Origin of the sequence: Marimonas arenosa (assembly GCF_030848945.1) — a bacterium.
Lineage (GTDB): Bacteria > Pseudomonadota > Alphaproteobacteria > Rhodobacterales > Rhodobacteraceae > Marimonas > Marimonas arenosa.
Genome location: NZ_JANHAX010000008.1, coordinates 1 through 16528 on the forward strand (window position 1 = coordinate 1; position 16528 = coordinate 16528).

Here is a 16528-nt window from a genome sequence, read left to right on the forward strand (position 1 = left end):
CTGGCTGTCGACCACCAGCGCATTCGACCGGGCCCCGGCGAAGACGCGGAACACGTAGCGGCCGGCGGTGGCATCCGCGAGTGAGAAATGGTCATCGCCGCCGTCGCTGGTGTCATTCAAGGCGAAACGCCAGTCATTGTTCGGAAAGGTTGCCGTGCTCGACGTATCATCGAAGAACAGGCGCAGGTTGTTTTCCTTGAGGATCTGGGTGTCGAACCCGAAGGCCTGGCCGTTGACACAGTCATTCCCCACGCAGAGCGACCCGTCGATATACAGGTTTCCGATGATCTCATCCGCCTGCGAAGGTCCCGCGGCCAAGCCGAGAGCGAGCAGGGAGGTCAGGGTGATGGAGTTGATGCGGGACATGTGACGTCTCCTTCTTTGAAAACCCGTGGTGGCAAACCGCGTGACAGATGCCCTCGCTGAGGCAGCTTGGGGCGATGGGTCACACACTGCCCTTGCTGTCTTCATAAGACAATGGCTCTGGGATTTCTAAGGGTTTTCTGGAAACCGGTTGTTTCCACGAAAGATGCCCGCCCGGGCTATATCCCGGGCGGGGTAGAGCGCAAGAAATGACGACGGCGTCAATTCTGATCGAGAAGCGCCTGCAGTGCTTTCACGGTTTCGCTCAAATCAGCGATCTGTGCGTCCTGTCGCGCGATCCGGTCGTCCTGCTGCGACAGCCGCTCGTCCTGCTGGGCGATGTAGATATGGGCGTGCTCGAGTTCGTTGAGCATGCGGCCGAGCTTGTCGGAGACATTGATCGGCGCGTTCTCGATCGTCGGGCCGACATTGGGCAGATGGCCCAGCGCGAACATCTTCTCTGCATGCTCCTGGACCGATGGCAGGTCGTAGTCGTCGCTGAACACCAGGTCGCAACCGCCGCCGCAGGTGGTGCCGCCGGTGGTCAGCGTGCCGGTCAGGGTCGCATCGCCGTCTTCGAACAGGGTGAAGCGCGTGGTTTTCGAACCGGGATCAGACCCGAGCGCACCGGATTTGAACACCATGTTGGTGCCGCCGCCGATCGACCATTCCTTCGAGGTCGAGGTATTGGCGAGCACCATGTCGGGCCGGCCGTTGTTGATGAACTCGGCCACGGTGCGGGCGCCTGAGGTGCCGGAGGTTTCTTCAACCCGCAGCTTGGTCGTGCCATCCGAGCCTTCGACATCGAGCGAGGCGTCGGGGCTGGAATCTCCCAGGCCGACATCGCCGTCGGTGTCGATGAAGATCGAGCTGGTCGGCGCACCGGGACGGATACGGAACGGTAGTGTCGAGCCGTTGGTCACGTCGCGGATGAAGAAGTTGGTTTCGTTGCCGGCGACATCCCAGGTTTGCGGCGCGAAGCCCGAGGAACCATCCTGCTGCAGCCGGAGGGTCGGGGTGTCGCCATCGACCGTGTGGATCTCGGTCGAGGGAGTCGAAGTGCGGCTGCCGATCCGGCCGCCATCGTCGACATAAAGCGCGTGCGACCGCGCGTTGGCCTCGATGGTGAAGGGCGTGCGGTTGCCGGAGATATCGTCGATCGAGAACTTGTTGGCACCGCCATTGGCGCTGTCGTTGGCCGTCAGCTGCCAGTCGTTGCGCGGGTAGCTGGCCGCCGTCGAAGTATCGTCGAACTTGATGCGCAGGTTGTTTTCCTTGAGCCGGATGGTGTCGAAGCCGAAGGATTCGCCGTTGACGCAGTCGAAGCCGACGCAGAGCGAGCCGTCGACGATCACGTCATCAAGGAAAACCTGATCCGCCTGGGCTGCCCCTGCGGCAAGGCCGATCATTGCGGTAGAACTGAAGAGTATGCGGGTGAAATATGTCATGAGCCGTGACCTTTCTGAGTTTCTCAGGACCGGTCGCGACGAGCAAACAACTTGAACACAAACACCGGCCGACCGGCCCGAAAATGTTCTCCCGACAAGCGCGTTGCCGAGACTTGAATGCACAAATACAATTTTAGCAGAAACCCGGTAAAATTGCAAAGATCGTTTCCCGGTTTCCCGTTTCGCGGAATAGGAAAACCCACCCAGGCGTTGGCCCGGGTGGGTGGGTCACTGCGCCCAGTGCGGCCGCGGCGTCTTACTCGCTGTCGAGGCGCGCCTGGAGCGTCTGAAGACTCGCCGTCAGTTCGGCGATCTGGGCGTCCTGACGCGTCAGCCGCTCGTCCTGCTGGGCGATGAAGATATGTGCGTGCTCGAGTTCATTGAGCATGCGGCCGAGCTTGTCGGAGAGGTTGATCGGCTGGTTCTCGATCGTCGGGCCGACATTCGGCAGGTAGCCCAGCGCGAACATCTTCTCTGCGTGCTCCTTGACCGACGGCAGGTCGTAGTCGTCGGTGAACACCAGATCGCAACCGCCGCCGCAGGTGGTGCCGCCGGTGGTCAGCGTGCCGGTGATGGTGAGATCGCCCGAATTGGTCAGGGTGAAATGGGTGGTCTTGCTGCCGGGGGTCGAACCCAGCGCCCCGGCTTTCATCACGATATTGGTGCCGCCGCCGATCGACCATTCATTGCTGGTGGACGAGTTGGCCAGCACCAGGTCGGGCCGACCGTTGTTGATGAACTCGGCCACGGTACGGGCCGCCGAGCTGGCGTTGGTTTCCTCGAGCCGCAACTTGGTGTCGCCGCCCGATCCCTGGATATCGACCGAGGCGTCGGGGCTGGAATCGCCGAAGCCGACATCGCCGTCGGTATCGATGTAGATCGCGTTTGACGGTGAGCCGGGACGAATGCGGAACGGCAGGGTGCTGCCGTTGGACGCGTCGCGGATGAAGAAGTTGGTCTCGTTGCCGGCCAGGTCCCAGGTCTGCGAGGCGAAGCCCGAGGAGCCATCCTGGGCCAGTCGCAACGTGGGCGTGTTGCCGCTGACCGAATGGAGATCGACAGCCGGGGTCGAGGTGCCGAAACCGATCCGGCCGCCATCATCGACATAGAGCGAATGGCTGGGGGCGGCAGCCTCGATGGTGAACGGGGTCCGGTTGCCGGTGACGTCGTCGATCGAGAATTTGTTGGCGCCACCATTGGCGCTGTCATTGGCGGTCAACTGCCAGTCGCGGTTGGGAAAGCTGGCCGAGGCCGAGGTGTCGTCGAACTTGATGCGAACGTTGTTTTCTTTGAGCCGGATGGTGTCGAAACCGAAGGATTCGCCGTTAACGCAGTCGAAACCGACGCAGAGCGAGCCGTCGACGATCACGTCATCGTTGAAAACCTGATCGGCCTGAGCCAGTCCGGCACCAAGACCGAGCGCGGCAACGGTCGAAAGTAAACGCGTAAGTCGAGTATTCATGTCAATATTCCTTTCTTAAAAATGACAGGGGCCGGCGGGATGCCGGCCCTGGACTGGTTTCAGCCCTCCTCCTCCTTGACTTCTTCCGGAGTGATGATCACGCCGCGTTCAACGACGAAATGGCCTGTCGTGTAATAAGGCACGGCGCGTGTATCGGGCTGTTCGCCCTCGCGTCCCGTATCGATCGGGTTGACGATCTTGACGCGTTTGTCGGTCGCGGCCGACAGCTCGTAGCGGTAGACACCGTCCTGCACCTCGCCCTTGAGTTGGTACACCGGCGTACCGTCCTCGGCATAGATCTTGACGATGTGGCCATTGGGTTCGGCCACGGTAAGGGTCGCATTCGACAGTCCGATCCAGTTGACGAACCAGAAGGCGTTGGAATTGTGTTGTTCAACCGGTTCGGCGGCCTGAACGGCCGGGGCCGTGGCGCAGGCAAGGGCAAGGCTGACGAGAGTAGGCTTCAGAAGTTTCATCATATTTCGATCCTGCAATAACTCTTTTCCGAGGATGCGCGGGACATCAGGAAAAAACTAGTACGGAAAACCAGTCTTACTGCAAGGCACTGCCTGCGACAAAATGTAACTGTCATTTAAACAGAGTCGCGCTCGCGTGCAAAGCGGTATTTTGGACAACCGGCGGAGGAAAAGCCCGTTCGTCTGCGGTCCGCGCGGGCGGGATCAGTCTGAATCGATCTCCGTCAGCCGCGCGGCCAGCGCCGCGATCTCTGCCTTTTGTTCGGCGCGCAGGGCGGCGAGTTGGGCTGCAAGCGTTGCAATCCGGTCTTCCTGCTGCGCGATGTAGATATGCGCGTGTTCCAGTTCGTTGAGGACTCGGCCGAGCTTGTCGGTGACGTCGACCGGCGCCCCCTCCGGCGTGGGACCGACATTGGGCAGGTGGCCAAGCGCGAACATCTGTTCGGCGTGGTCGGTGATCGACGGAAGGTCGTAGTTGTCGGAAAAGACCGCGTCACAACCGCCACCGCAGGTGCTGCCGCCGGTGGTCAGGGTGCCGGACAGGGTGGCATTTCCCGCGGGATCGATCATGAATAGCCGGGTCTTGGCTGAGCCTGGTGTGCCGACGGGGCCTTGTTTCAGAATGAAATTGGTGCCCGCGCCAAAGCTCCATTCGCCGTTCGTGTCGGTGTTGCCCAAGAGGATTTCAGGGCGGCCGTTGTTCTGCAAGCTGAGCAGCGGGCGCGGCGCGGTGGTGGACGACACTTCGTGGACCAGCACCTGTGCCTTTCCGAGATAACCGTGGATATGCAACGAAGCTTCGGGACTGCCGGTGCCGAAACCGATCTTGCGGTCGCGATGGACGTAGAGTGAGTATTCCGGGGCATTCGACTCGATGACAAACGGGTTTTTTGCGTTGGTGGCGTCCTTTACGATGAAGGCATTTTCATAGGTCAGGATATCCCAGGTTGCCGGCGTTTCGCCGAGCGAGCCGTCCTGTTCGAAGCGGATCGTTGGCCGGTAGCCATCGACAATGTGCAGGTGCTTGAAAGGCATCTGTGTCCCGACGCCGACATAGCCCAGGTTGTCGACGACGAGCGCATTGCTGCGCGCGCCTCCTTCGACCCGGAAAGGCGTCCAGCCCGTGTCCATGTCCTTCACGGAAAAGTGCGATTCCCCAAGGTATCCGGCATCGTTGGCGGTCAACATCCAGTCTGTCGTCGGAAATCCCACCGATGTCGACGTGTCCTCGAAGAGCAGATCGGTGAAATTTTCTTTCAGCTTCAACTCTTCGTCGCCGAAGCTCTCGCCCGCGGCACAATCGCCGCCGGCGCACAGCACGCCGCTGACGATTATATTCTCGGAAAAGACCTGTTCGGCGGCAATGGGCGGAGCGATTGCCGTCAGTAGGGCAACAAGGCAGGCATGTTTCATTGAATGCACCTTTCAGCCATGCAAGAAAAAATCCTTGTCATTTAAACATGCATCGAGGCGTCGGGTCAGTCCACTTAAGGTCGCGCCGGATTGGCCGGGGATTGGCGGTGTGTCGATCTATTGGCGCAGACGCGCGGCAGCCCGGGCTTGGGCCTCGTTGATCTGGGCCGCAGTCATGACATCGGAATAGCGCAGGCCAAGCTCGGCCGCACCTTTCTGTCCCGCCGCTTCGGCCAGGGTCAGCCACATCTGGCCCTGCACATAGTCCTGCAGAACGCCGCGGCCATCGAAATGCATCAGCCCGAGATTGACCATCGCCGGGCCGTAGCCACGCTCGGCCGCGGTGCGGAACAGCGCGGCGGCTTGGGTGAGGGCGGAATAGGGCGCGTTGTCGGGACGGGCCAGCAGCCAGCCGAGCTGGAACATCGCCACCGGATCGCCGCCGCGTACCTGGGCCTGAAGCACCGCCATCGCGTCGTCGCCCTCGGCGGGTGGGGCAAGGCGCGGGTCATAGACCAGCCGGGGCAGGACCTCGCCGGTGCCGTCGGAGCGGCCGGTCTGGCCGCCGAGGCGGTAGAGCTCTTGCGCGCGCGCCTCGTCAAGCTCTACGCCGAAGCCGTTTTCGTACATCACGCCGAGATTGGTCAGCGCCTGCGGCATGCCCTGCTCGGCGGCCTGGGCGAACAGTGCGGCGGCGCGGGCATAATCCTGTGGCACGCCGTGACCGCGAACGTAGAGCAGCCCGAGATTGTTCCGGGCCCGGGCATTGCCGGCCTCGGCCGCTTCGGCATAGAGGGCGCGGGCCCGGTTGTAATCCTGATCGACGCCGGTCCCGTTCTGGAAGAGCACGCCGAGGCTGACCTTGGATTCGAGATGGCCCAGATTGGCGGCGGCAGTATAGAAATCGGCCGCGCCGGCCGGATCGGACGAGCCATCGGCCCCGTTCTCCAGGGCCCGGGCCAGATCGTGCAGGTATTGCGGCTCGCCCGCCTGCGCCGCCGCGGCCAGCCATTTCAACGCCTGCGCCTGGTCTTTGTCGACGCCGTACCCTGCGTGATAGTATCGCCCGAGATGGTTCTGTGCCGCCGGATGGCCAAGGTCTGCGGCCTTTGCAAACCATTCCGCGGCGGCGGCGAAGCTTTGCGGTACGCCATCGCCGGCATGGTAGCGCAGGCCTTCGGCGAAGAGCGCTTCGGGCGTCTTGGCTTGTGTCGGCGCTGTCGCGTCTGGCTGCGGCATTGGCGTGGCGGTGGTCTGCGCCGTGGCCGGGCCGGACAGCATCGCGGCAAGCAGCGCTGCCACGGCACCGGTGTGAGCGCGACGACGCTCAGTCATTGCTACGCTTGCCGGTGGAGACGTCGATTTCGCTCTGTTCGGTCTGCGGCACGCGGGAGGCTTCCTGGTCGAACCACTCGCGGGCCAGCGCCTGGGCCTGGGCGATCTGTTCCGGCGTCATCAGCTTGCTGACGGTGTCGCGCTGCGTGCCGGCCTCGGAACTGCCCTGCGCCGCGGCGACGTTGAGCCATTTGTGCGCCTGAACATAGTCGAGGTCGACCCCGGTACCGGTGGTATAGGCTTCGCCCAGCTTGAACTGCGCCAGAACGTCGCCCTGTTCGGCGGCGGCGGCGAAAAGGTTTGCGGCGCGGGCTTCCTGGCCGTCCTGCTTGATCAAGTAGAGGCCGAGGCCAGTGCGGGCCGGGCGGTTGTCGGTCTTAGCCTGCTGTTCCAGCCAAGCCAGTGCGCCGGCATGGCCCTGCTCGGCGGCGAGCACCGCCCACGGCACGGCGTTCTGCGGCGCCACCAGCCCGTCGAGCTTGCCCTCTCCGGCCAACTGACCCAGCTGCAGCGCCGCGCCCGGGTAACCGGTGTCGCGCAGCGCGCGGCGCAGCAGGTCGACGGCGGCCGGCAGGTTCTGGTCCATGCCACGGCCGGCGGCCTGCATCTCGGCCAGCGCCACCATGCCCTGCGGCGAGGTCTGTGCGGCGGCCTTGCTGTACCAGAAGACCGCCTGCTCGTCGCTTTGCGCAACGCCCCATTTCTCGCCCTCGGCGAAGACCACACCGAGATTGACCTGGGCCCCTGCCTCGCCGGCCTGGGCAGCCGAGGTCAGCCAGCGAAGCCCTTCCTCGGCGTTTGCCTCGCCGCCAATGCCCTGGAGGTAGCGCATTCCGAGCTCGCGCTGGGCGACCAGTTGCCCGGCCTCGGCGGCGCGGCGGAACCAAGCCAGTGCCGCGACACGGTCCTGGGTCACGCCGCGGCCCTGGTCGAGCGCCACGGCGAGGTTGAATTGTGCCGAGACATGACCGTTGCCGGCAGCCTCGGTCAGCCAGCGTTCGGCCTCGGCATTGTTCTGCGCCACGCCCTCGCCTCGGGAATAGGCCCGCGCCAGTTCGTATTGCGACTCGACAAAGCCCAGTTCGGCAGAGGCCAGAAGCCAGTTGAAGCTTTTCGACAGGTCCTTTTCGACCCCGCGGCCCGAGCGGTAGAGCAGGCCGAGATAGTATTGCGCCTCGGCATGGCCGCGCGCTGCAGCCCGTTCCAGCAATCCGCCCGCGGCTTGTGCCGCCTCGTCGTTCTTGGTGCTGAGATAGATCCGCGCCAGCAGCACGGCGGCGTCGTTGTTGTTCTGCTCGACCGCCTTTTCCAGCCATCCGGCGGCGGCTTCGATGTCGCGCGGGCCGCCGCGGCCCTCGGCCAGCACCCGGCCATAGCGGTACTGCGCCAGCGCCGAGCCTTCGGTTTCGGCCAGGATCTTCAGCCCGTCGCGCACCGTCACGAAATCGCCGGCGCGCCAGGCCTGTTCGATGTCGGCCATCGTGGGCATGGGTGCGGGCGTGGTGCCGGGGCTGGGCGCAATGGCGGTGCCGGAGGCATCATCGCTCTGGGCAAGGGCCGGCGTGGACATCGCCAGCGAGGTCGACAGCAGCAAAAGGGGAAGCCGGAACGTGTGAGGAGTCATTTGGAACAATCTGTTTTGAGGTCAAGTTTCAAACAGAAAGCTTATGCGCGCGATGGGGCGGGGTCAAACCGGCAATCGCAGGGCGATCCAGAGGATTGCAGCGGCGGCGGACAGCGCGGCGCCGAAGGGCAGGGCATGGGCGGCGTCCAGAGTGCGGCGGCCGCTCCGGGCGGCCTGGGCCACCGCTGCGGCGAGGGCCGCCAGCGCGGCAAACAGCACCATATGTGCCAACATCTCCGGTCCGATCGCGGCTCCGAGCCCGGCCATCAGCTTGACATCCCCCATACCCAGGCCTTCGCGCCCGCGCAGCCACTGGTAGCCCAACCGTAGCAAAAGAAAGCTGCCGAGTCCGATGGCGGCGCCCCAGAGCGCCTCGGGCAGCGACGGCCGGCCGCTGATCCAGGCCAGTGCCATGGCCGTCAGAAACAGCCCGCCGGTCAGCAGATCGGGCAAGCGGAAATGCCTCAGATCCGCCGCCGCCAGCGCCATCAGCAGCCACAGCAACAGTGCCCCTGCCCAGGCCTCGGCTGGACTGGTGGCGAGCAGGGCGGCGATCAGACCGAGGCCGGTGGCGAGAATCTCGACATAGAGCAGCCAGGCCGGGATCGGCGCACCGCAATGCCGGCACCGTCCGTGGGAGAGAACGAAGGACAGGATCGGCACCAGGTCGCGCGGTCCCAGCGATATGCCGCAGGCGCGGCAGTGCGAGCGCGGCGCAACGATGCTCTCGTCGCGCGGCAGTCGATCAGCCGCGAGCCCGAAGAACGAGCCGGCCACCGGGCCGGCCAGTATCAGCAGAAGTGTGTTGGGATCAGAGATATCCATGCCGCTTGATACGGGGTGGAACGGCGATTGTCAGCCCGTCGCGGGGCCGGTAGAGTGAGGCCATTGTGATGACAGGGCGCCATTCGCAAAGGACAATTGGTCATGAATTCCAAGCACCTACCGGAAGCATCATCTAAGGGCGTGCGCCGCGGTGACGAGGGCTTTTCGTTGCTCGAACTGATGGTCGTGGTGGTGATCCTGTCGATTCTGGCGCTGGTGATCGTGCCGCGGGTGATCGACCGTCCCGACCAGGCCCGGGCGGCCCGGGCGCAGTCCGATATCGCCAGCATTGCCCAGGCAGTGAACCTCTACCGGCTGGACAATTTCCGCTATCCCACAACTGAGCAGGGTCTGCAGGCGTTGGTCAGCCAGCCCACCACCGCGCCCGTGCCCGAAAACTGGAGCCAGTATCTCGACCGCGTGCCGGTGGATCCGTGGGGCAAGCCCTATCAGTACCTGCAACCCGGCGTGCATGGCGATTTCGACATCTTCACATATGGCGCCGATGGCGTGGCGGGCGGCAGCGGCGCGGATGCGGATATCGGCTCATGGGCGGGGAGCTGAGGCAGAGCGACGGCAGCGGGACCGGCGGGTTCAGCCTGATTGAACTGATGATCGTGGTCGCGATCGTCTCGACCCTGGCAGTCGGGGTCACGCTGAGCGTCGGCCGCGGCAGCGGCGGGGACGGCGACCTGGACCGGTTCCGCGCGGCCTGGGCGCTGCAGCAGGCGCTGGCGATCGAAGGCCGCGAGATGCGCGGGCTGCGGCTGTCGCCCAAGGGAATGGAGGTGATGGTCTGGCGCCTGGGCGAGATGGGCGGGGCGTGGCAGGCGCAGGGTGACCTGCGGCCATGGCAGGGCCGGGTGGCGGTCTCGGTGGACCGACCCACCCCGCCCGGTGCGCCGGACATCGTGTTTCTGCCCGACGGACGCGGAAGCGCCTTTTCGGTGGCGTTCGCGGTCGGCAGCGCGCGTTGCGAAAGCGACGGCTGGGCGGAGCTGACATGCGGATGAGACGCGCTGGCGGAACCCGGGGTTTCACTTTGGTCGAACTGGCGGTGGCGATCCTGGTGCTGTCGGTCGGGGCGATAGCCGCGATCCGCGCGGGCGACCGGGCGCAGACGGCGCTGGGCACCATGGAATCGCGCATCCTGGCCCGGATCGTGGCCGAGAACCGGGCTGAGGAGTTACAGCTTTTCGGGGCCGGCGCGGTGCTGCCCGAGCAGGTGCGGATGGGCGGGCAGGATTTCCGCGTCGCGGTTGCGCAGGAGGCCACCACCGGTGGTCTGGTGCAGGCTACCATCGTGGTGCGCTCCGAGCTCGGGCCCGGTGCGCAGTTGGTAGCCTATGTCCGGCGCCGGGGGCTGGGGCAATGAGCCGGCAGCGAAACACGCGCGGGTTGACGCTGATCGAGCTTGTGGTGGCGATGTCGGTCTTCGCGCTGGTGGCGGTGATGGGGCTGCAAGGGTTGAGCGGTATGTTGCGCCAGCGCGACCGGGCTGCCACTTTTGCCGAGGACAGCGCCGCGCTCGGCCGCGCGGCGGGGCTTATCCGACATGACCTGTCGGCGATGCTGCCGGTGCTGTTCTATCCCCCCGAGGGACGTGCCCAATCGGCACTGCGGGAGTTGGCGAGCGCAGGCGGCTTCGCGGTGAGTGTGGCCAACACCCGCCCTTATCCGCCTCTTGGCGAAAGTGGGCTGGCCAGACGGGTGGAATACCGGTTCGATCCGGAGGCCGGGCGATTGCTGCGCCGGGCCTGGAGCACGGCCTGGCCCGCGGACGCCACGGCGCAGGGCCCCGAGCAGGTGGTGCTTGAAGGTGTAACGGACCTGCGCCTGCGCAGCTACTGGACCGGGATCGGCTGGATCGACGGGTTGCGCTTCGCCGCCCTAGACGAGGCGCGGCGCAACGCGCAAGCGGCGGGACAGGACGAGGCCGCGGCGGGCCCCGAGGTTTATTCCGACCAGTTGCCGCAGGCGGTTGAGATCACGCTGGTCAGCCGCGCGTTCGGCGAGATCGTGCTGCTGGAGAGCCCGCAATGAAAGGCGCGCGCGGCTTTGTCCTGGTCAACGCGCTGGTGCTGGTCGCCGCGCTGGCGGCGGTGGCGGTGTTCATGCTGGGCCGGGCCGAGACGGCTCGGTTTCGCGCCGGGGCGGCGCTCGAGGCGGCGCAGTTGAAGCTCAACCTCGATGCCTTCGAGGCGCTGGCCCGCGAGGTGCTGGAACAGGATGCCGGCACCGGTCTGCCGGCCGATCATCCCGGCGAGGCCTGGGCACGGGCCGTGCCGCCGGTGGCGCTTGAGCGCGGGCAGGTGACCGGGCGGATCGCCGACCTGCAGGGGCGGTTCAACCTCAACCGGCTGGCCAATCCGGAGGATGTCTTTGCCCGCGAAAGCTTCGACCGGCTGGCGCTGCGGCTGGGGATGTCGCGCCAGCGGGTCGACGACATCGTCGAGTTCCTTTCGCCCGGCGGGCCGCGGATCGCCAACGACTACGCCCGTGCCCAACCGCCGCTGCGGCCGGTGGGCGGCGCGGCGCTGATGCGCGAGCAATTGCGGCAGATTCCGGGCCTGTCGGAGCGCGACTATGCCCGCTTGGCGCCGCATGTCGCGATGCTGCCGGGGCGCACGACGATCAATGTCAACACCGTCTCGGGAGAGGTGCTGGCGAGCCTGTTTCCCAATGCCAACGCCGCGGCGATGGAGGCGCTGGTACAAAGCGCGCGGCGGCAGCCGTTCCAGGCGGTAGACGGGTTCATTACCGAGCTTTTACGGGTGATGCCGGAAGAGGATGTGGCGGCGCTGCCGGAAGGGCTGCTGGGGGTCGGGTCGACCTGGTTCGAGGTCGAGATCACCGCCGAGCTTGACGGCCGGGTGGCCATGCGGCGGGCGGTGATCCGGCGTTTGCCGCTTCCCCAGCCGGCGCTCGTGGCCTATCGTTTGGACGAATGGAACTGAACGGGGCCGCAGGTCGGGTGCACAACAGGTGACGACGCAGGGCAAGATCGCAGCCACAGACGGACCGTTCGATCCCAAGAGGTTCGGGCGGTTACAGGCCGATGCCTCCCGTCCCGGGGCGAAGCAGGTGGCGCTGGTACCCGGCGCCCGCGTAACGGTAATGCCGCTCGATCTGCCCAAGGGCCTGCAAGGGGCGGCGCGCGAAAAGGTAGCGCGGCGGCAGGTCGGCGACCTGACCGGGCAACCGGCCGAGGCGCTCGACGTGCGCCCGTTCCACGCGCCCGGCGAGGCGCGGCAATGGTCAAAGGTGCTGGTGGCCGATGCCGCCGAGGTCGCCGCCTGGCGCGGTCAGGCCGGCACCGCCTGCCGTGCGGTGCTGCCCGACTATCTGGGCCTGCCGGCGGCCGACGGTCTCTGGACCGTGGCCATCGAGGCCGACATGGCCGTCGTCCGGCTGGGTTTGGCAGACGGGTTTTCGGCGCCGCTGGAGCTGGCCTCGACCCTGCTGGAGAGGGCTTGGGACGAGGCGGACGAGACGGCGCGGCCCAAGGCGATTTTTCTTCTCGGAGACGAGATTGCCGGTCTCAGCGACTGGGCGGCGGCGCGGCGTGTCCCGACGGTCCGCGATGCGGCCGGGGTGAGCGCGCTGGGCCTGTCGCCGCCGAAGGCGCTGGCCCATGGTGAACTCTCTTTCGACCTGCGCCGCGACCCGCAGGCCGCTCGGGCGAAGCTGCGAGCGCGGGTGTTGCCGTGGCGCTGGCCGGCGCTGGCAGGGCTGGTCGCGGCCGGGCTATGGGCGACTGGGCAGATCCTGGCGACCCAGCGGCTGGACGAACAACGACATGAGCTGATGGCTGCAACGACGGCGCTGGTGCGCACGCATTTCGTGCCGCAGGGGCCGATCCTCGACGTGCGAACCCAGGTGAGCCGGGCGCTAGCAGCGCGCCAGGCCGGCAGTGGCACCGGGGCGGGCGAGGCCGGGGTGTTGGACGTCTTCGGCGCTGCCGCGGGCGTTCTGGCCGAGCACCGGGCCCGGATCGGTCTGGTGAGCTATGGCGCGGCTCAGGGCCTGGAACTGGTTGTCACGGTTGAGGATTTTTCGGCTCTGGACGATCTGGCCGCGGCTTTGGATGCTGCCGGATTGCGGGTTGAGATCGCGCAATCGCGCAACGTGGCCGAGGGGGCGGAGGCGCGGGTGAAGCTGGCGCCGGCGCCGGGCGGCGGGGAAGACAGGCCATGAATCTGGTTGATTGGTTGGCAGAACGGTCGGGTCGCGAGCGGGTGCTGCTGGCGCTGCTCACCGGGCTGTTGCTGCCACTGGCGGTCGTGCTCGGGTTGCTGGTGCCGCTGGCCGAGAAGCGGGCGGCGGCGGAACAGGCGCTCGAGGAGGCGCAGCTGCTCAACGCCTGGGTTGCTGCCCGGGCGGCGGAGGCGGCGAAGCTGGCGCCGGTCCGGGAAGAGCCGGATCAAACCTTTGACCCGATTGGCGTTTCCGCGCTGGAGCAGGGGCTGAAACAGGCCCGTCTCTGGCCTTATGTCGCGCGGCTGGAGGCGCGCAGCCAGGGCGGCATCGCCCTCGATTTCGAGGTCGTGGAGTTCACCGATCTGATGCGCTGGCTCGAGGCGGCGCACCCGCGCTGGGGTTATGCGTTCGACACTTTCCGCATCGAGCCGCGGCTCGAGTCGGCGATGGTGAAGGCGACGATCGTGCTGCGGGCAGCCGGCGACAGTTGACAGATTCTAACCATACCGTCGCGTAGGGTTAAAGCCGTCGGCAGCCGGAAAACCGGCGTCTGGCAGCGCAGCAGGCGGGCTGGCTGCGACGTGTATGGCATACGGGAGCGTATGGCATTTACCGGAAATTGATCAATGCACCGTGCGTTGCCGGGGCCAGCACCCGTGCCGGCGGCGATTGGGGACCGGGTTTCCGGGCCAGGCTCACCCCGCGACCACAGCCTGGAGATCGAAGATCGGCAGCAGAACCGAAAGCACGATGGTCAGCACGAAGGCGCCGACCAGCATCATCAGCATCGGTTCGAGAAGCGCGGCGATGCGGCGGCGTTCGGTCGACAGGGCGTTCTCGACCATCATCGCCGCCCGTTCGGTCATCCGTGCCAGCCGCACAGAGGCTTCGCCTGCCGAAATCAGCTGCCGTGCCACCGGCGGGATGATCGACAGCTGTTCGAGGGCGGAGGACAGGGTTTCGCCTTCGCGTACGGCGTTCGTCACCTGGCCGGCCTCCTTGGAAAAGCGGTCGATGGAGAGAACCTGGGCGGCGCTTTCGGTAGCGCCCACTACCGGCTGGCGGCTGGCCAGCACCAGCGCCAGCGTCCGCAGGTATTGCACTGCCGCCGCCCGGCGCATCAGCCGGCCGACCAGCGGCAGGCGCAGGAAGACCCGTGCCCGGGCCTGACGCCAGGCGGGGATGGCCGACGAGGCGATCCAGAGCGCCAACAGTCCGACTGCTCCCGCGGCGAGCCAGAGCCGGTGGGAGGTGATCCAGTCGGTGATACCCAGCATGATCTGGGTCAGCCGCGGTAGGGGACGGCCGGAGAGGTCGAACATCGCCACGATCTCGGGGGCCACGGTCGTCATCAGGATGCCGCAGACCAGCAACGACACGGCGGCGACGAAGGCCGGGTAAACCAGCGCGGTGGAGATCTGCGCCTTGTCGGTGCCCAGCGTTTCGAGATGGTCGGCCAGCTCGCCCATCACCGTGGCGGTGTCGCCGGCATTTTCGCCGGCGCGCACGGACGCGATGTAGTAGGCAGGCCAGCCGGCGCCGGTGCGGTCGAGCGCCTCGGACAGGGCCGCACCTTCCATCAGATCGGCGCGGGCGCGGGCGGCGACCGCATCGAGCGCCGGATGGCCGCCCTGGCGGACGGCCTCCAGCGCCGCTTCGGTGGGCATGTCGGCGGCCAGAAGCACAGCCATCTGGCGGGTGAAGACCGATTGCAGCTCGGGCGAGAGGCGGGTACGCCGCTGAGCCAGGCTGAGGTTGACGCCTGGTTTGCGGGCCCGCGCGTCGAGCTCGGAGACGAACAGGCCCTGGGCCTTGAGTTCGGCGGCAGCCTGGGCTTCGGTGTCTGCGAGTACGGTGCCGGTCTTGCGCCGGCCGGCATTGGTATAGGCGGTGTAGGCATAGGCCTTCATGCCACGTCCCCGACGACGCGCAGGGTCTCGGCCAGGCTGGTCTCGCCGAGGGCGACCTGTTTCAGGCCCTGGCCGATCAGGCTTTCGCCGGCGCCGAGGGCGATGGCCTTCATTTCCGATTCCGGGGCACCGCGGTCGATGGCTTCGCGCAGGGATTCGCCAACCTCGACCATTTCGAAAATGCCGAGGCGCCCGGCATAGCCGATGCCGTTACACGCATCACAACCGGTGGCGTCGTAAAGCTGCAACGGCAGCGGGATGCGGTGGTTGTCGAAATGCTGTATCTCGGCGGCGGTTGGCGGGTGCGGCTGCCTGCAGTGCGGGCAGAGGCGGCGCAGCAGGCGCTGGGCGATCAGCCCGCGTAGGGTGGCGGCAATGAGAAAGTTGTCGAGCCCCAGGTCGCGCAGCCGCACCACCGCACCGACCGAGCCGTTGGCGTGCAGCGAGGAGAACACCAGGTGGCCGGTCAGCGCAGCCTGGGCGGCGGTGGTGGCGGTTTCGGCGTCGCGGATCTCGCCCACAAGGATGACGTCGGGGTCCTGGCGCAGGGTGGCGCGCAGGCCGGCGGCGAAGGTCATGCCGATCTCGGCGTTGATCTGGGATTGCGAGATGCCGGGCAGGTCGTATTCGATCGGGTCCTCGACGGTGACGATGTTGCGCTCGTCCCGGTTGGCGAGTTTCAGCAGCGAGTAGAGCGTGGTGGTTTTCCCTGAGCCGGTGGGGCCGGTGGCGAGGATGATGCCGTTGGGCAGCGCCGAGAGCCGTTCGAGCAGCGTCTCCTGCGTCTCGGAAAGACCGAGGGCGGTCAGGGGCATCAGACCGGCGGAGCGGTCGAGGATCCGCAGCACGATGCGTTCGCCGTAATTGCCGGGCAGCGAGGAGACGCGGGTGTCAATCGAGCGGCCCCCGAGCGACAGCGGGATGCGGCCGTCCTGCGGCAGGCGAGTCTCGGAAATGTCGAGACCGGCCATGACCTTGAGGCGGCTGACCACGCGTTTCACCGGCACGTCGGCGCGGTCCATCACCGTCTGCAGAAAGCCGTCGATCCGCATCCGGACACGGAGCCCGCCCTCATAGGGTTCGACATGCAGGTCCGAGGCCCCGGCGGTGACGGCGCGTTTCAGAAGTGAGTTGACCAGTTGAATGACCGGGGCATCGGTGGCCTCTTCCAGCAGATCCCGGCCGCGGGCCGAGGCCGGCAGGTTTTCGAGATCAAAGGTGAGCTCGTCAGAGGGGGCCCCGCCGGACTGGTAGACCCGGGTCAGGGCGGTTTCGAATTCGGCGGCGGTTTCCTCCACGAGCGTCAGGGGCCCGGGGGCGGCGCGGCGCTGGGCCTCGCGCAGGCCGAGCGAGGTGGCCTCGGGCCCGACGATGATGGCACGGTCGGCCAGAATGACCTGATTGTCGCGGGCAAAGGCGAAAGGCAGGCGCGCGGGTTTGAGCGTATCAAGATCTGGTTCAGACGGCGACAT

17 protein-coding genes are annotated in these 16528 nt (G+C 66.4%); 7 read left to right on the forward strand and 10 right to left on the reverse strand.

Annotated elements, in window-relative coordinates; all coding sequences use genetic code 11:
* The 8 genes from NO357_RS19925 to NO357_RS19960 form a co-directional block, all read right to left on the reverse strand.
* The coding region (locus NO357_RS19925) for a hypothetical protein (RefSeq protein WP_306737511.1) at positions 1-366 on the reverse strand (366 nt) is incomplete at its 3' end.
* Positions 367-584: 218 nt separating this feature from the next.
* Entirely contained in the window at positions 585-1811 is a 1227-nt protein-coding gene (locus tag NO357_RS19930; RefSeq protein ID WP_306737512.1) for a hypothetical protein, read from the reverse strand.
* A 256-nt stretch (positions 1812-2067) separates the two neighbouring features.
* Positions 2068-3273, reverse strand: coding sequence for a hypothetical protein (locus tag NO357_RS19935; protein ID WP_306737513.1), 1206 nt, complete (start codon positions 3271-3273; stop codon positions 2068-2070).
* A gap of 59 nt (positions 3274-3332) precedes the next feature.
* Positions 3333-3752: a hypothetical protein gene (locus NO357_RS19940; protein ID WP_306737514.1), complete on the reverse strand. Its 420-nt coding sequence runs from the start codon at positions 3750-3752 to the stop codon at positions 3333-3335.
* 201 nt (positions 3753-3953) lie between these two features.
* Positions 3954-5162 carry a hypothetical protein gene (locus NO357_RS19945; protein ID WP_306737515.1) on the reverse strand — a complete coding sequence of 403 codons (1209 nt, stop codon included), beginning with the start codon at positions 5160-5162 and terminating at the stop codon, positions 3954-3956.
* A gap of 117 nt (positions 5163-5279) precedes the next feature.
* Positions 5280-6497: an SEL1-like repeat protein gene (locus tag NO357_RS19950; RefSeq protein ID WP_306737516.1), complete on the reverse strand. Its 1218-nt coding sequence runs from the start codon at positions 6495-6497 to the stop codon at positions 5280-5282.
* The gene (locus NO357_RS19955) at positions 6490-8121 is read right to left on the reverse strand and encodes an SEL1-like repeat protein (RefSeq protein WP_306737517.1); all 1632 of its coding nucleotides are present in this window, start codon (positions 8119-8121) and stop codon (positions 6490-6492) included. The genes NO357_RS19950 and NO357_RS19955 overlap by 8 nt, the downstream gene beginning before the upstream one ends.
* Before the next feature lie 63 nt (positions 8122-8184).
* The gene (locus tag NO357_RS19960; RefSeq protein ID WP_306737518.1) at positions 8185-8946 is read right to left on the reverse strand and encodes a prepilin peptidase; all 762 of its coding nucleotides are present in this window, start codon (positions 8944-8946) and stop codon (positions 8185-8187) included.
* A 102-nt stretch (positions 8947-9048) separates the two neighbouring features.
* Here NO357_RS19960 and gspG point away from each other — a divergent pair, with 102 nt between their 5' ends.
* Genes gspG through gspM form a run of 7 tightly spaced genes read left to right on the forward strand, consistent with a single transcriptional unit; the run spans position 9049 to position 13637 of the window.
* Complete coding sequence (gene gspG / locus NO357_RS19965; RefSeq protein ID WP_306737519.1) at positions 9049-9510, forward strand: type II secretion system major pseudopilin GspG; 462 nt, start codon at positions 9049-9051, stop codon at positions 9508-9510.
* Positions 9495-9959: a prepilin-type N-terminal cleavage/methylation domain-containing protein gene (locus NO357_RS19970; RefSeq protein WP_306737520.1), complete on the forward strand. Its 465-nt coding sequence runs from the start codon at positions 9495-9497 to the stop codon at positions 9957-9959. The genes gspG and NO357_RS19970 overlap by 16 nt, the downstream gene beginning before the upstream one ends.
* Positions 9950-10321, forward strand: coding sequence for a type II secretion system protein (locus NO357_RS19975; RefSeq protein ID WP_306737521.1), 372 nt, complete (start codon positions 9950-9952; stop codon positions 10319-10321). Before NO357_RS19970 ends, NO357_RS19975 begins: the two co-directional genes overlap by 10 nt.
* Entirely contained in the window at positions 10318-10989 is a 672-nt protein-coding gene (locus tag NO357_RS19980; protein WP_306737522.1) for a type II secretion system protein GspJ, read from the forward strand. Before NO357_RS19975 ends, NO357_RS19980 begins: the two co-directional genes overlap by 4 nt.
* Positions 10986-11903, forward strand: a complete 918-nt coding sequence (gene gspK, locus NO357_RS19985) for a type II secretion system minor pseudopilin GspK (protein ID WP_306737523.1) — start codon at positions 10986-10988, stop codon at positions 11901-11903. The genes NO357_RS19980 and gspK overlap by 4 nt, the downstream gene beginning before the upstream one ends.
* Before the next feature lie 28 nt (positions 11904-11931).
* Positions 11932-13143, forward strand: a complete 1212-nt coding sequence (gene gspL, locus NO357_RS19990) for a type II secretion system protein GspL (protein ID WP_306737524.1) — start codon at positions 11932-11934, stop codon at positions 13141-13143.
* Entirely contained in the window at positions 13140-13637 is a 498-nt protein-coding gene (gene gspM, locus NO357_RS19995; RefSeq protein ID WP_306737525.1) for a type II secretion system protein GspM, read from the forward strand. The genes gspL and gspM overlap by 4 nt, the downstream gene beginning before the upstream one ends.
* 204 nt (positions 13638-13841) lie before the next feature.
* Here the strand turns inward: gspM and NO357_RS20000 are convergent, their stop codons facing one another.
* Positions 13842-15056: a type II secretion system F family protein gene (locus tag NO357_RS20000; protein WP_306737526.1), complete on the reverse strand. Its 1215-nt coding sequence runs from the start codon at positions 15054-15056 to the stop codon at positions 13842-13844.
* Complete coding sequence (locus tag NO357_RS20005) at positions 15053-16528, reverse strand: GspE/PulE family protein (RefSeq protein WP_306737527.1); 1476 nt, start codon at positions 16526-16528, stop codon at positions 15053-15055. The genes NO357_RS20000 and NO357_RS20005 overlap by 4 nt, the downstream gene beginning before the upstream one ends.